At 66.8% G+C, this 14,783-nt stretch carries 13 protein-coding genes; 11 read left to right on the forward strand and 2 right to left on the reverse strand.

Features of this window, described 5'->3' with window-relative positions; all coding sequences use genetic code 11:
- The first annotated feature begins 142 nt into the window (after window positions 1-142).
- The 8 genes from ABZ195_RS07985 to ABZ195_RS08020 all read left to right on the forward strand — a co-directional run bounded on the left by ABZ195_RS07985 (window position 143) and on the right by ABZ195_RS08020 (window position 9,246).
- Complete coding sequence (locus ABZ195_RS07985; protein WP_355216478.1) at window positions 143-1,711, forward strand: GMC family oxidoreductase; 1,569 nt, start codon at window positions 143-145, stop codon at window positions 1,709-1,711.
- Window positions 1,708-2,115 (forward strand): hypothetical protein, encoded by a 408-nt coding sequence (locus tag ABZ195_RS07990; protein ID WP_355216479.1) that lies wholly within the window; start codon window positions 1,708-1,710, stop codon window positions 2,113-2,115. Before ABZ195_RS07985 ends, ABZ195_RS07990 begins: the two co-directional genes overlap by 4 nt.
- The gene (locus ABZ195_RS07995; RefSeq protein ID WP_355216481.1) at window positions 2,112-3,323 is read left to right on the forward strand and encodes an MFS transporter; all 1,212 of its coding nucleotides are present in this window, start codon (window positions 2,112-2,114) and stop codon (window positions 3,321-3,323) included. Before ABZ195_RS07990 ends, ABZ195_RS07995 begins: the two co-directional genes overlap by 4 nt.
- Window positions 3,324-3,436: 113 nt before the next feature.
- Window positions 3,437-4,789: a histidinol dehydrogenase gene (hisD, locus tag ABZ195_RS08000; protein ID WP_355217027.1), complete on the forward strand. Its 1,353-nt coding sequence runs from the start codon at window positions 3,437-3,439 to the stop codon at window positions 4,787-4,789.
- A gap of 3 nt (window positions 4,790-4,792) precedes the next feature.
- Window positions 4,793-5,344, forward strand: coding sequence for a VOC family protein (locus ABZ195_RS08005; protein WP_355216483.1), 552 nt, complete (start codon window positions 4,793-4,795; stop codon window positions 5,342-5,344).
- An 11-nt stretch (window positions 5,345-5,355) separates the two neighbouring features.
- The gene (locus tag ABZ195_RS08010; protein ID WP_355217028.1) at window positions 5,356-6,789 is read left to right on the forward strand and encodes an aspartate ammonia-lyase; all 1,434 of its coding nucleotides are present in this window, start codon (window positions 5,356-5,358) and stop codon (window positions 6,787-6,789) included.
- Window positions 6,786-7,445, forward strand: coding sequence for a ThuA domain-containing protein (locus ABZ195_RS08015; protein WP_355216485.1), 660 nt, complete (start codon window positions 6,786-6,788; stop codon window positions 7,443-7,445). Before ABZ195_RS08010 ends, ABZ195_RS08015 begins: the two co-directional genes overlap by 4 nt.
- Before the next feature lie 136 nt (window positions 7,446-7,581).
- Window positions 7,582-9,246: an APC family permease gene (locus tag ABZ195_RS08020; RefSeq protein ID WP_355216487.1), complete on the forward strand. Its 1,665-nt coding sequence runs from the start codon at window positions 7,582-7,584 to the stop codon at window positions 9,244-9,246.
- A 130-nt stretch (window positions 9,247-9,376) separates the two neighbouring features.
- On the opposite strand, the gene ABZ195_RS08025 is transcribed toward ABZ195_RS08020, so the two are convergent.
- Window positions 9,377-10,210 carry a mycofactocin-coupled SDR family oxidoreductase gene (locus ABZ195_RS08025; RefSeq protein WP_355216489.1) on the reverse strand — a complete coding sequence of 278 codons (834 nt, stop codon included), beginning with the start codon at window positions 10,208-10,210 and terminating at the stop codon, window positions 9,377-9,379.
- Between the two features lie 195 nt (window positions 10,211-10,405).
- Between ABZ195_RS08025 and ABZ195_RS08030 the strand changes: the two genes are divergently transcribed.
- Both ABZ195_RS08030 and ABZ195_RS08035 read left to right on the forward strand, forming a co-directional pair.
- Entirely contained in the window at window positions 10,406-11,428 is a 1,023-nt protein-coding gene (locus ABZ195_RS08030) for an SGNH/GDSL hydrolase family protein (RefSeq protein ID WP_355216491.1), read from the forward strand.
- A 284-nt stretch (window positions 11,429-11,712) separates the two neighbouring features.
- Window positions 11,713-11,955, forward strand: a complete 243-nt coding sequence (locus ABZ195_RS08035) for a hypothetical protein (RefSeq protein ID WP_355216493.1) — start codon at window positions 11,713-11,715, stop codon at window positions 11,953-11,955.
- Window positions 11,956-12,013: 58 nt separating this feature from the next.
- Here ABZ195_RS08035 and ABZ195_RS08040 read toward each other — a convergent pair whose 3' ends face one another.
- Window positions 12,014-12,859 carry a hypothetical protein gene (locus ABZ195_RS08040; protein WP_355216495.1) on the reverse strand — a complete coding sequence of 282 codons (846 nt, stop codon included), beginning with the start codon at window positions 12,857-12,859 and terminating at the stop codon, window positions 12,014-12,016.
- Window positions 12,860-12,916: 57 nt separating this feature from the next.
- Between ABZ195_RS08040 and glmS the strand changes: the two genes are divergently transcribed.
- A complete protein-coding gene (gene glmS / locus ABZ195_RS08045) occupies window positions 12,917-14,782 on the forward strand; it encodes a glutamine--fructose-6-phosphate transaminase (isomerizing) (RefSeq protein WP_355216497.1) in 1,866 nt (621 codons plus the stop codon).
- Window position 14,783: the final 1 nt, after the last annotated feature.

The following is a 14,783-nucleotide window of genomic DNA, read 5'->3' on the forward strand; positions in this document are numbered from 1 at the left end:
CTGCACACTCTGCACACTCTGCGCACTCGGATCGGGTGAGCTCTGCCCACAGTGCCCCTCGTATCGGTGGCGTGGCCTTCCTAGATTGGACGTAACCGCCCGTCGGGGCGTCCAGCCGTCCTCTCAGCCCAGAGGAGTTCCCATGTCCACAGCCGTGGCTGCCCTGCAGTCGCAGATCATTACCGACCCGCCCGAGGTGATCCATACCGACGTCGCCGTCATCGGCTCGGGCATGGGCGGTGGCACCCTGGCCTACGCCTTGCGCGACAGCGGTGTGCGGGTCCTGATCGTCGAGCAGGGCGACTTCTTGCCCGTCGAACGGGAGAACTGGTCGTTCGACGCCGTCCACACCGAGGGTCGCTACAAGAACTCCGCGGCGTGGTACGACACCGTCGCGGGCAAGGAGTTCGTGCCGGGCAACTATCACTACGTCGGCGGCAGCACGAAGCTCTACGGCGCGACGTTGCCGCGCTTCCGGGAGAGCGACTTCGGCGCGGTCCATCACGTCGACGGCGTCTCGCCGGCCTGGCCCATCGGGTACGCCGACCTCGAACCGCACTACACCGAGGCCGAGAACATGTTCTGGGTGCACGGCAACAAGGGCGAGGATCCCACCGATCCCTGGCGTTCGGCGGACTATCCGTTCCCCGGCATTCCCCACGAAGGGGCCATGGCCAGATTGGTCGACAGCGCACGGCGGCAGGGCCTCCACCCCTTCGCAGCGCCGCAGTCGGTCGACTGGCGGCCCGGCGGCGGCTGCGTGCTGTGCGAGACGTGCGATTCGTTCGCGTGCATGGTGGACGCGAAGGGCGACGCCGACGTCGCCGCCGTCCGACCGGCACTGCGCGCCGCCTCGCGCAACGTGGAACTGCTGACCAACGCCGAGGTGCTGCGGCTCGACACCGACGGCTCCGGCCGACGGGTCACGGCCGCCCGGATCCGGCACGCCGGCGGTCGTGAGATCGAGGTTCGCGCAGAGCGATTCGTCGTCGCCTGCGGGGCCGCCAACACCGCGGCGCTGCTGCTGCGGTCGACCTCGGATGCGCACCCGGGCGGACTGGCCAATTCCTCGGACCAGGTGGGCCGCAACTACATGGCCCACGTGACGACGTTCTTCCTCGCCGTCGACCCACGGCACAAGAACGAGGCGGTCTACCAGAAGACGATCGGCATCAACGACTGGTATCAGGCGGGCCCGTCGAACCCCCATCCGCTCGGCAACGTCCAGGGTCTCGGCAAGCTGCACGGGCAGCAGGCCAAGCAGGGCAAGCCCTGGGTGCCGATGCCCATCCTCGACGAGGTCACCAAGTACACCCTGGACATGTTCATCCAGACCGAGGATCTTCCGTTGGCGGAGAACAGGATTGCCCTCGATTCGGCCGGCGGCATCACCGTCACCCGTCGCGAGACCAACCTCGCCGCCCATCACGAGCTGATCAAGCGGATGAAGAAGGTCGTCCGCAAGGCCGGCTTCCCCGTCGTCCTGACCCGCAGCCTCGGCGTCGAAGCCACGTCGCATCAGTGCGGCACCGCCCGAATGGGCGCCGATCCCGCCAGTAGCGTCGTCGACGCCGATCTCAAGGCCCACGACGTCGACAATCTCTGGATTGCCGACAGCTCGCCGTTCCCGTCCTCGGCGGCGGTCAACCCCGCCATCACCGTGGCGGCGCTTGCGTTGCGGCTCGGGCATTCTGGGGCGCTGACCACGTGAGCGTGACGACGCCGGTGGAGACCGTGCTGGCACCGCTGTTCGTGCCCATCACCCTCGGCGCGGTCGAGATCCGCAACCGCGTGGTGATGACGGGCCATGGCACCGGGATGGCGAAGGACTACCTGCCCACCGACCAACACGTCGCCTACTACCGTGAGCGCGCGATCGGCGGAGTCGGGTTGATTGGCATGGCGTTTCCGCAAATTCACCCCACTTCCCAGGACGTGCCCGGTGAGCCCCGAGCCTGGCTGCCCGAGATCGTCCCGGTCACCGAGCTGTACTTCGCGCTCAAGCATCGCGACGTGCCGGTAGAGCGAATTGGCGATGCAATCGCCAGTAGGACGATGATGGAGGCCGTGCACGAAGGAGAACGCGCCGCCTGGCGGGTATGCGCCACCGCGTGACGTCACTGAAGTGGTCTCGTGCCGCGGTCTTCATGATCTTCGCCGTCTTCGGACTGTGCATCTCGACCTGGGCAGTCCACATCCCGTCGGTTCAAGAACGGACCGGGGTGTCGACGGGAACGCTGGGCACCCTGCTGCTCCTGCACGGTGTGGGCGCGCTGGTGGGCATGCAGGCTTGCGGCCCGTTGATCAACCGATGGGGTAGCGCGCGCATCGCGCTCGTCGGCGCGGCGTCCATGGCCGCGACGCTGGCGCTACCCCTCAACGCACCGACGCCCCTGCTGCTCGGCGGCGCCCTCCTGACCTTCGGCGGTACGACGGGAATCACCGACGTCGCCATGAACGCCCGCGCAGTCGCCGTCGAGCAGCAAGTGGGCACGCCGATCATGTCGGCCTTCCACGCCGTCTTCTCCGTCGGGAGTGTCGTCGGCTCGTTGATCGGCGCCGGCACACTGGCGGCCAGATGGAGCCTCCCGGCGACCACCGCGATGATGTGCGGCGGCTGCCTGCTGCTGATGCTGGTCGTCGCACCGAACCTGCTGTTCGCGCGCGCGGATCCGCGAACGGGGGTCGGTGCCAGCCCGAACGGTGCCCCGACTACGGCGGCGAGCAAGCGTCGCCGACTAGTGCTGCTCGGAGCGCTGGCGTTCCTCCTGCTGCTCGCCGAGGGCTGTGCGATGGACTGGAGCAGTCTGCACGCCCAGGAGCGTTTGGCGGTCTCGAACTCGCTGGGCGCCTTGGTGTTCGGTGGGTTCGTCACCGCGATGACGGTCGGACGGTTCACCGCGGACGTGGTCAGCGCGAGGAAGGGTCCCGTATGGGTGGTCCGCTACGGCGGTGCGACGGCCGTCGTCGGACTCGGCGTCGTCATCGCCTCGCCCGTGCTTCCGCTGACGATGGCCGGCTGGGTGATCTTTGGTCTCGGACTGTCCGGCACCCTGCCGCAGGTGTTCACCGCCGCGGGAAACGTGGCAGGGGCGACCGGCACCGACTTCTCCCGCGTGGTCGGCTGTGGATACGTCGCCCTGCTCGCCGGTCCGGCCCTGATCGGTTGGCTCTCGGAGTTGGTGACGTTGAACCTCGCCTTGCTGCTGCCGTTGGTCGCGGTGGCGGTCGCAGGCCTGAGCGCACGGGCGGTCGGCGGCGACGCGCCACCCGACTTGGTCACGGAAGTGCGCAGCAGTTCGGCCGATCCTTGCACAAAGTGAGTCTGTAGCCGACCTCGTCCACCGCACAGACTGGAAGCACGTCGCCCGCGGGAACCCCGTCGCCGACGCCACCACCAACGCCGTGCAGTGCGAGGAGAACCATCGTGTCGGTCATTTCCAGGGCCCCCGTCGTCGTGAAGGCGGCGGCGGCCGCGGGCGGTACGCCCCACAAGAGCAGCGCGGCCGTGGTCGACGTAGTGTCACGGGTGCTGGATGACATTCGGTCCCACGGGGACGCGGCCGTCGCCAAGTACTCCGAGGAGTTCGACCGCTGGGCGCCCCCGTCGTTCCGACTCGGCGAAGCGCAGGTCGCGGACATCGTGAAGAGCCTGCCGACCACGGTCGTCGAAGACCTCAGGTTCGTTCAGCGCCAGGTGCGCAACTTCGCTCAGGCGCAACGTGATTCGATGCTCGACGTCGAGGTCGAGACGCTGCCCGGCGTCATGCTGGGCCACCGGCACGTTCCGGTGGCTGCCTCCGGCGCATACGTGCCTGGCGGCCGCTACCCGTTGACCGCGTCGGCGCACATGACGGTCGTCACCGCCAAGGTCGCCGGCGTCGAACGGGTCGCCGCGACCACCCCGCCCAACGTCGGCGCACCGCCTCCGATCAGCGTGGCGGCCATGCATCTCGCCGGTGCCGACGAGATCTACGTGCTCGGCGGCGTCCAAGCCATTGGCGCGCTGGCGCTCGGCACCGAGACGATCGACCCCGTCAACCTACTCACGGGCCCCGGCAATGCCTATGTCGCAGAGGCGAAACGGCAACTCTTCGGGGAGGTGGGCATCGACCTGTTCGCCGGGCCCACCGAGGTGCTCATCGTCGCCGACGACACCGCGGACCCCTTCGTCGTCGCCGCCGATTTGCTCAGCCAGGCCGAGCACGGACCGGATTCGCCCGTCGTCCTGGTCACCACCTCGGAGCGCGTGGCCCACGAGACCGTCGCCGAGGTCGACCGTCAGCTGTCGAACTTGCCGACCAACGGGATCGCCGCGGTGTCCTGGCGCAACCACGGCGAAGTGTTCCTCGTCGATGACCTGGAGGACGCCTTCGCCCTCGCCGACCGTCATGCCAGCGAGCACGTGCAGATTCTCACCGCCCAGCCCCGCCGAGCGCTGGACCAGATGCGCGACTACGGCGCCCTCTTCCTCGGCGAGAGGACATGCGTGTCGTTCGGCGACAAGGCGATCGGGACGAATCACGTGCTGCCCACCCTGGGTGCAGCCCGCTACACCGGTGGGTTGTGGGTCGGAAAGTTCCTCAAGACGGTGACCTACCAAGAGATCACCGATGACGCCGCGTCCGCCGAGATGGGCCGCATCAGCGCCCGAGCGGCCCGCCTGGAGAACTTCGAAGGACACGCCCGCAGCGCCGACGTGCGGGCGGCCAAGTACGGCGGTGACGATCTGCCCTGGTCCGATCACGACTTCGGTCGGACCGCGACCACGACCGCAGCGGAGAATTAGATCGTGAGCAGCGCTGCCGTTCCCAAGGTCCCGACGATGCGCGCGGTCGACCACGTCGCCTACACCGTCCCCGATCTCGACGAGGCGGTCGCGTTCTTCGTCGAGCACTTCGGTGGCGAGCTGATCTTCACCGACGGCCCGTTCGCCGACGGGACGGGCGACACGATGCGCCGCAGGCTCGACGTCGACCCGGCCGCGACGTGCCGCCTGGCGATGATTCGGCTCGGCAGGCATCACAATGTCGAGTTGTTCGAATACGACGCCCCCCATCAGGCGACGGCCCTGCCTCGCAACAGCGACGCCGGCGGGCACCATCTGGCCTTCTACGTCGACGACGTCGATGCGGCCCATGCGTATGTCGCATCCATTCCCGGCGTCGTCGTCCACGACGGACCCAACGACGTCGACCCTGCCGCACCGGTGGCAGGCCAGCGCTGGTTCTACTTCAAGAGTCCGTGGGGCATGCAGTTGGAGATGACCAGTTGCGCGTCGGGGGGCTTCTACGACGGGCTGCCGGGCGCGGGCGTCGCGCCACCCAGCGAGACGTGGCGGTGACGCTCGACGCGGTGTCCGGCGTCCGGCTCGAACATGACTCGTTGGGTGACAGGGCCGTGCCCGCCGACGCGTACTACGGCGTGCACACGCTGCGGGCGCTGGAGAACTTTCCCATCTCGGGGATTGCGCTGTCGACGCATCCGGACTTCGTGAACGCCTTGGCGGCGGTCAAGCAGGCTGCCGCGCTGACGAACCACGAACTGGGTGCACTGGACCGCGTGCGGTGTGACGCCATCGTCGACGCCTGCACCGAGATTCGTTCTGGTGCACTGCACTCCAGCTTCGTGGTCGACGTGATGCAGGGTGGAGCCGGCACATCGACGAACATGAACGCCAACGAAGTGATCGCCAACCGCGGACTGGAACTGCTGGGCGCGGCCCGCGGTGACTACGAGGTGCTACATCCGCTCGAGCACGTCAACCGTTCCCAAAGCACCAACGACGTCTACCCGACCGCGGTCAAGGTCGCGCTTCAGGTGCAACTCGCCACCCTGCACGCCGGCTTGCTCGAGGTCGCGGAGGCGTTCCGGCACAAGTCCGTCGAATTCCACGACGTCCTGAAGATGGGACGCACGCAACTGCAGGACGCCGTGCCGATGACGCTGGGGCAGGAATTCGGCACCTACGCGGTGATGGTCGCCGAGGACGCCGCACGCCTGCGCGAAGCCGCGTTGCTCGTCGCGGAGATCAACCTTGGCGGCACCGCGATCGGCACCGGGCTGAACTCGCATCCGCGGTACGCGAAGCTCGTGTGCGACAAGCTCTCCGAGCTGACGGGATTCGACCTCGCCACGGCGCCCGACCTGGTCGAGGCCACGCAGGACGTGGGCGCGTTCGTGGCCGTCTCGGGGGTGCTCAAGCGGACCGCACTGAAATTGTCCAAGATCTGCAACGATCTGCGCTTGCTGTCCTCGGGTCCGCGATCGGGATTCAACGAGATCAATCTTCCTGCCGTACAGGCCGGTTCGAGCATCATGCCGGGCAAGGTGAATCCCGTGATTCCCGAGGTCGTGAACCAGGTGGCATTTCAGGTGTGTGGCAACGACGTCACCATCGGCATGGCCGCCGAAGGTGGTCAGTTGCAGCTCAACGCCTTCGAGCCGGTGATCGCCCACTGCCTGTTCACCTCGTCGTCCCATCTGGTCGCCGCCTGCCGCACCCTGGCGCAGCGGTGCGTCACCGGCATCACCGCCAACCGGGAGCGACTGCTCGAGTCGGTGACCAACTCGGTCGGCGTCATCACTGCGCTCGCACCGTATCTCGGGTACGCCGAGTCGGCCAGGATCGCCAAGGATGCGCTAGACAGCGGCCGGGCAATACCCGAATTGGTGGTCGAAGAGGGGCTACTGTCCTCCGAGCAGGTGGCCGCGCTGCTGCAGCCGGACATGCTCGTCGGACCGCGCGAACCGCTGTTCACCATGACGGGAAGGAACTCTCCACGATGACCAACGTGCTCTATCTCTACGGCGGTTGGCCTGGCCACAGCCCGTACGACGTCGCCGGCTGGACGAGGGGGATCACCGACGAACTGGGGTTCGACGTCGAAGAGTCTCAGGACGTCTTCACCCTCGACCGGGACCTCACCGGGTACGACCTCATCATCCTCGGCTGGAACAATGCGCTCACCACCGAAGACCTCTCCGACAGCCAGGAGGACCATCTGTTGGCGGCCGTCGAGGCCGGCACCGGAGTGGCGGCCTGGCACGGCGCCGCCGCCGCCTTCCGCTCCAGCCTGCGGTATCACCTGATGCTCGGCGGTGACTTCCTCGCCCACCCGGCCGGGGAGGGCTACCCGCATCCCTACCGGGTTCGCATCGTCGACCACGACCACGACGTCAGCCACGGCGTCGACGACTTTGAGGTCGCCTCCGAGCAGTACTACATGAGCGTCGACCCCAACAACCGAGTGCTCGCGGAGACCACCTTCGACGGCCAGCACCTCGCCTGGCTCGACGGCCTGACGAGCCCGGTTGCCTGGGTCCGACAGTGGGGTGCGGGCCGGGTGTTCTACCACTCGATCGGTCATGCGACCGCCGACCTGTCGGGCCGGGACGTGCGGCGCCTCACCATGCAGGGCATTGCGTGGGCGGCTCGGCGCTGAGCGCGGTGCGGGTAGACGGCGGCGGACGTGACACGTCCGCCGCCGTTCCCACCTGCTGCGGGCATAACCCCAGGTCGTCGTGTGCAAGCCGTGCAACCGGTCAGCGGCGGGTTGCACGGAGTGAGTCTGCCGACGCATGCGCGAATCAACCAGACTTCAGGTGTGGCAGCCGTCACTCGCCGACTTCGGCCGAACCATTCACGAGGAGAAGAAGATGACCACACCCAACGGTGGAGGTACGTCGCTCAGCGGCGACGACGCCCACCTCCGCGTCCTGGGGTACGAGGGGAACTTCGACCGGAAGATCGGCCTGTGGTCGAACTTCGCGCTCGGCTTTCTCTACCTTTCCCCACTCGTCGGCGTGCTGTCGATGTTCACCCAGGCCCTCACGACGGCCGGACCGCCGTCGATCCTGTGGCTGGTGATCGCGATGGCCGGCCAGCTTCTCGTCGCCATGACGTTCGGCGAGATCGTCTCGCAGTTCCCCATCGCCGGTGGCCTCTATCAGTGGGCGCGCCGACTGTGGAACGGGCAGTACGCGTGGATCATGTCCTGGATCTACATCGCGGGTGTCATCATCGGATGCACGACCACCGCGATGTTCAGCGCGGACTTCGTTCTGGCGCTGATCCGTTCGGACTCCAACATTTCCTCGACGCCGCTGGAGCGACTGATCGTCGCCACGGTCGTGATCCTGATCTGCTTGGCGCTCAATTCGACTGGCTCCAAGACGCTGGCGACCATCGCAAAGGTCGGCCTCGCGGCTGAACTCGCCGGCATCATCGTGGTCGGTGTCTATCTTCTGATCTTCGCCCGCAAGAACGACTTCTCAGTGTTGTTCCACACCTTCGACACCGGGGGAGAGGGCGGATATCTGGGCGCCTTCGTCACCGCCGCGATCGTCGGGCTGGTCCTGTTCTACGGTTTCGAGGCTTGCGGCGAGGTCGCGGAGGAAACGCCCAATCCGGCTCGGTCGATCCCGCGGTCGATGATGCTGACCGTGGTACTCGGCGGCGTCGCAGCGCTGTTCGCCTTCATCGGCTACATTTTGGCCGCCCCGAACTTGCAGCAGATCGTCGACGGCGAGGTGCCCAACCCCATCACCGCGATCCTGACGGCTACGTTCGGCGTCGTGGGCACGAAGGTCTTCCTCGTCATCGCGCTCACCTCGTTCCTGGCGTGCGTCATGGGACAGCAGGCGGCAGGCAGCAGGTTGATCTTCTCCTTCGCCCGCGACGACATGTTCCCCGGCAGTGCGATCTTCAAGAAGATCTCGAGCAGGAAGGTGCCCTTCAATTCGCTGCTGATCGTGACCGCCGTTCCCCTGGTGCTGTTCGTCCTGCTGTACTTCATGCCCGACGCGCTATTCCGGGTGGCGGCCTTCCAGATCCTGGCCGGTTACTTCGCCTTTCAGATGGTGGTCGTCGCCTCGTTGCGGGCCAAGGCCAAGGGATGGAAGCCGGGTGGCCCGTGGACGTTGGGCAAGTGGGGATGGCCGGTCAACGTCGGCGCGCTGGTCTACGGCGTGCTGTCGATGATCGTGCTGGCTCGCCCCAACGGCGACACCAGCCTGCCCTTCTTCGACCGGTGGATCGCCCTGATCGGCTTCCTGATCGTGGCGGGTGTTGGTGTGGTCTACATGGTCCTCGCCAAGCCCTACCGGCAGTCGAAGGCTCCGGAAGGCGACGCCATCGAGATCGCCGACATCCTTCGCGACCATCGCGCCAAGCACGACATGGCGCAGTATGCCGAGCAAGTGCCGCTGGCCGAGCCGACCCGGCAGACCACGGTCGTCGAATAGTCCTACTCAACCCCATCGGCGCCGTTCGGATTCGTTCCGAACGGCGCCGTTCGGCGCGCGAATCCCGCTGCGGCACCATGACGAAGCAGCCCTCCCGCGTGAGGCGGGAGGGCTGCGGTTGGATGGCCACCTACGACTTGACGATGAATCCTGCGTCGACCACCAACGTGGTTGCCGTGATGTAGCGACCGGGTTCGGTCACCAGGTAGAGGATCGCGGCGCTGACATCGCGCGGTTCGATCCAGGGAACCGGTAACAGGTGAGTGCCCTCGAACGTGCCGATGACGTCGTCGCGGGTGGGTCGCTCGAGGTCGGGTCGGAACAAGCCGTAGACGAAGTCATTGTTGATCATGTGGGTGTCGACGCAGGTGGGGTTGACCGAGTTGACGCGGATGCCGTGGCGTCCCAGTTCGCGTGCCAGTGACGTCATCAACCCCGTGACCCCGTGTTTGGACGCCGCGTACGACGAAATGTTCTCCGCGCCCTTGAGCGCCTCGGTGGAACCGATGAACACGATGCTGCCACCGTCGCCCTGTGAAATGAGCTGGGGGATGGCGGCTTTGACCGTGTGGAAGACGCCGTTGAGATTGATGTCGACCATCTCCCGCCAATCGCCAGGGCTGATGTCCCACGTCTTGGCGCCCGAGCAGATGCCCGCATTGGGAACGACCACGTCTATCCGACCGAATCGTGCCAGGCCCCTGTCGAATACGTCGCGCACCTGCTCGAAGTCCCTGGTGTCCGCGACGTCGACGAAGATCTCGCCGCCGAGTTCCTCGACCAGGCGCACCGTCTCGTGCAGGTCCTCCTCGGTGGCGCCGGGATACGCCGTCGTCGTCGGCTTGGCGCAGAGGTCGAGTCCGATTATCCGAGCGCCTTCGCGTGCGAGCGTCAATGCGTGCGACCGGCCCTGCCCGCGGGCGACGCCCGTGATGAAGGCAACCTTGCCGTTGAGCTGACCCATGTCTCTCCTGTCGTCGATGAGGCCGGCACGAAATCGGTTGCCGAGCCGTGACATCAGCCTGCTGAGCCGAATGTCCGGCCGGAAGGCCCAATTCGTGCAAGCCGGAATTGACCTGGTGCACAGAGTGAAACGCCATGACGAGCCGATATTCCGGGTATCGTTCGGCGACAGCATATTTAGGCGAGGGGCGGACACATGGCCAGGTCGATCATCGGACGCACGTTGGCATTCGGCGCGAGCGCAGTTGTCCTCGCGATGACGGGCGCACTTCCGTCGGCGGCCCACGCCGACCCGGCGGACGGGCCCGCGATCACCCAGGCGGTGTTCTTCGGAGACAGCCTGACCGACGCCGGGACTTACGGATTCCGCTTCACTACGATGCCGGGGAAGACCTGGGCGCAGCACGTGGCGCAGCGGCTCGGTCAGTCCGACCAGCCCAATGAGCACGTCGCCGCGTACGGCGACGTCTACCAGGGCAAACCGGGTCTGCCCGGGCCGGGTGGGCTGAACTACGCCGAGGGTGGCGCGCGGGCCAACAGCGCCTACTCGACGGTGTCGGACAACCCCGAGGGCACGCCGATCTCGACGGTGGTTCAGGTCGACCGCTACCTGGCGCAGCACGGCTCGTTCACCCCGAATCAGGTCGTCACGCTCTACGTCGGGACCAACGACGTGGCCTACGACTACGACCCGACCAAGAATCCCGAACTCGCACAGTCCCTGCGCGACGACGTGCCCGCCGGTGCGGACGTCATGGTCGGTGAGCGCGCGCGGGTGCAGACCGCGGCCACCGACGAGGCGCAGACCGCACGGACCATCCTGGACAACGGCGCCCAGCGTCTTCTGGTGTTCAAGCTGTTCGACACGAGCCTCGACCCGTGGTTCCGGACCGACGCCGCGCGCCAGTACGTCGGCGAGCTGGGCGCGGTCTACAACCAGACGCTGCTGTCGGCGTTGCCGTCGGACCCCAGGATCCAGGTCGTCGACACCGAGGCGTTCGTGAACGATCTGCTGCAGAACGCCGACAGGTACGGCTTCACCCATGGTGCCAACGAGGATGCCTGCGCAAAACCAGATCAGGACTATTGCGACGCGTCGTCGATGAAGTCGCCGGACGCCGACCGAACCTACGTGTTCGCCGCGGCAGAGCACATGACCACCCACGCCAACGAACTGCTCGGGGACTACGTGCTGCGTCAGATCGGGCTCGCCGACTAAGGCCCGCGCCTTGAACGGATTTCGTTTGCCAGAGCTACCCATCGATCGTTGACTTCGGTGGGTTCGATGTGAGTGCCCACCGCGTAAACTGTGAGTTGGTTGGCAATCGTCGAACACATAGGATTCAAATGCGTTCTATGTCAACGATTTCCGATCTTGTCCTCGTCGGTTAGAACATCTGGCGCATTCGTCGTGCGGTTTGACTCCCGCGAATTGTGGATATCTCAGCATCACCTTCGGCGTTTTGCTCGAGGCTGAAATCCAGATTCGTTGAATGGAGAAACATGTCCAAGAAACTGTGTGCCACGCTCGCCGCCCTCGTGACCACCGCGATGGCTCCACTGATGATGGCGCCGTCGGCGAGTGCCGACGACGGGGCGTGCAACGCCGACCCGACCGTCACCGTATGCGGTGACGACGGGAACGCCGCAATCGTCGCAACGCCACCGCAGGTGGACCCGGGACCACAGAACGGCCCCTACGGTCCCGCCGGAAGCGCGGCGCCGGTCGGCGGCAGCGGACTCTGAGTTCGCCTCGACCGCAGGCGCTTTCGGCGAGGTCGCGGTGCGTCTGCGGTCGCGAGCCTCAGGGCTTGAGGAGTGCGACCACCTTGTTCTCCAACTCCACGGGGTCATCGGAGAACGGGTCGAGGACGTCGGCCTTGGGCAGGGCCACCTCGGGATCGGCGAAGTCTCGATAGTCCTTGTCGCCGGCGAGTTCGTGCAGGAAATAGCCCGTCAACAATGCGCGCACGATCTTTTGGGTGCCCTTGTCCGCGCCCGGCAGCTTGAGCGCCCTGGCGACGCGACGACCCTCCACCAGTCCGCCGGCGGTCACCTTCTTGACCTCGCGCACCGTCGCTGGCTTCCACGCTCTGGCCAGTTCCACGGCGTTGGACCGCAGCGACATCGGATCACCTGGATCGGCGAGGATCAGACCGGGTACCCGCAGCGTCGAGGCGGGCTGCTGGGTGGCCGGCTTGGTTACGGTGGGAAACAAGGCGGCGGCGCACTTGACCCGGCCCGACATCCCGGCGGCTGCGAACACCGCCGCAGACCCGCCGAAGCCGTGGCCGGCGACCCCCAGCTTGGTGGGGTGCACGCTGATCTGACCCGGGCCGAGGCGTACACCGGAGATGATGTCCAGCGTCGTCCCCAGGTCGAAGGCCAGGTTCAGCACCGAGGGCGCAAAGCGCGTTTCGGTGCTGGGAGCGGCGGCGACGATGCCCCACGACGCCAGGTGTTCCAGCGTTCCTGCGTATCTGTCGGCGGCGACCAGCCAGTCGTGCCCGAACGCCACGCCGGGCAGGTTCATCCCCTTCTCGGGGGTGTAGACCAGCCCGGGCAGGCCGGCAAAGGCAAGGTCGCCACGCAACACGCGGTGCGGTCCCCGACGGGTCAACGCAGCGAAGAGCTTCTTCGTCTTGGCCACCCGATGACCGTAGCTCACACCAGGTCGGGAACGCGTCTTGCACTACCCTGAACAGTCATGTGCGGAATCGTCGGCTACGTCGGACAGCGTCCCGCCCGAGACATCGTCGTCGATGCGCTGCGTCGGATGGAGTACCGGGGGTACGACTCCTCGGGCGTCGCCCTGCTCGACGGGCACGGCGGCATGGAGGTTCGGCGGCGCGCCGGCCGGCTGGCCAATCTGGAGTCGGCCCTCGAGGAGTCCGACGCCGCGGGGTTGAGCGGCACCACGGGGATGGGCCACACCCGCTGGGCCACCCACGGCAGGCCGACCGACCGCAACGCCCACCCGCACCGCGACGCCGCGGGCAAGATCGCCGTCGTCCACAACGGAATCATCGAGAACTTCGCGTCGCTGCGCGGCGAGCTGGAGGCCCAGGGCGTCGAGTTCGCCAGCGACACCGACTCCGAGGTCGCCGTGCACCTGGTGTCCCGGCAGTACCACCACGGTCCGACCGCGGGGGACTTCACCGGCTCGGTGATGGCCGTGCTGCCACGGCTGGAGGGGCACTTCACACTGGTCTTCGCCAACGCCGACGACCCGGGCACCATCGTGGCCGCCCGGCGGTCCACCCCTTTGGTGATCGGGGTCGGCGACGGGGAGATGTTCCTCGGGTCCGACGTCGCCGCCTTCATCGAGCACACTCGCGAGGCCGTCGAGCTGGGTCAGGACCAGGCCGTGGTGATCACCGCCGACGGCTACCGCGTCACCGACTTCCACGGGAATGAGGACGTCCCCACCAGGCCTTTTCATATCGACTGGGATCTGTCGGCCGCCGAGAAGGGCGGTTACGAGTACTTCATGCTCAAGGAGATCGCCGAGCAGCCCGCCGCAGTGGCCGACACCCTGCTGGGGCACTTCGCCGACGGTCGCATCGTGCTCGACGAGCAGCGCCTCTCCGACCAGGAGCTGCGCGAGATCGACAAAGTGTTCATCGTCGCGTGCGGGACGGCGTATCACTCCGGGCTGCTGGCCAAGTATGCGATCGAACACTGGACGCGACTGCCCGTGGAAGTGGAACTGGCGAGCGAATTTCGGTACCGAGATCCCGTCTTGGACCGCAGCACGCTGGTGATCGCGATCTCGCAGTCCGGCGAGACCGCCGACACCCTCGAGGCGGTCCGTCATGCCAAGGAGCAGAAGGCCAAGGTGCTGGCGGTCTGCAACACCAACGGCTCGCAGATCCCGCGGGAATGTGACGCGGTGCTCTACACCCGGGCCGGCCCGGAGATCGGCGTCGCGTCCACCAAGACGTTCCTGGCTCAGGTCGCCGCGAACTACCTGGTCGGTCTGGCGCTGGCCCAAGCCCGCGGCACCAAGTACCCCGACGAGGTGGCCCGGGAGTTCGCCGAACTCGAGGCCATGCCGGACCTGATCGCCCGCGTGCTGACGTGCATGGAACCGGTGACGGCGTTGGCGCACCGATTCGCGCAGTCGCAAACGGTGCTCTTCCTCGGGCGTCACGTTGGATACCCGGTCGCCCTCGAGGGAGCGCTGAAGCTCAAGGAGTTGGCGTACATGCACGCCGAGGGTTTCGCGGCCGGTGAGCTCAAGCACGGGCCGATCGCCCTGATCGAGGATGATCTGCCCGTCATCGTCGTCATGCCGTCGCCGAAGAACGCCGCGGTGCTGCACAGCAAGCTGCTGAGCAACATTCGTGAGATTCAGGCGCGCGGGGCGGTCACGATCGTCATCGCGGAGGAGGGGGACGACACGGTTCGGCCCTACGCCGACCACCTCATCGAGATGCCCGCGGTGTCGACGCTGTTTCAGCCGTTGTTGTCGACGATTCCGCTGCAGGTGTTCGCCGCCGGGGTGGCCCAGGCGCGCGGCTATGACGTGGACAAGCCCCGGAATCTGGCCAAGTCGGTCACCGTCGAGTAGT

It is taken from the genome of Mycobacterium sp. NPDC006124 (genome assembly GCF_040614235.1).
GTDB lineage: Bacteria > Actinomycetota > Actinomycetes > Mycobacteriales > Mycobacteriaceae > Mycobacterium.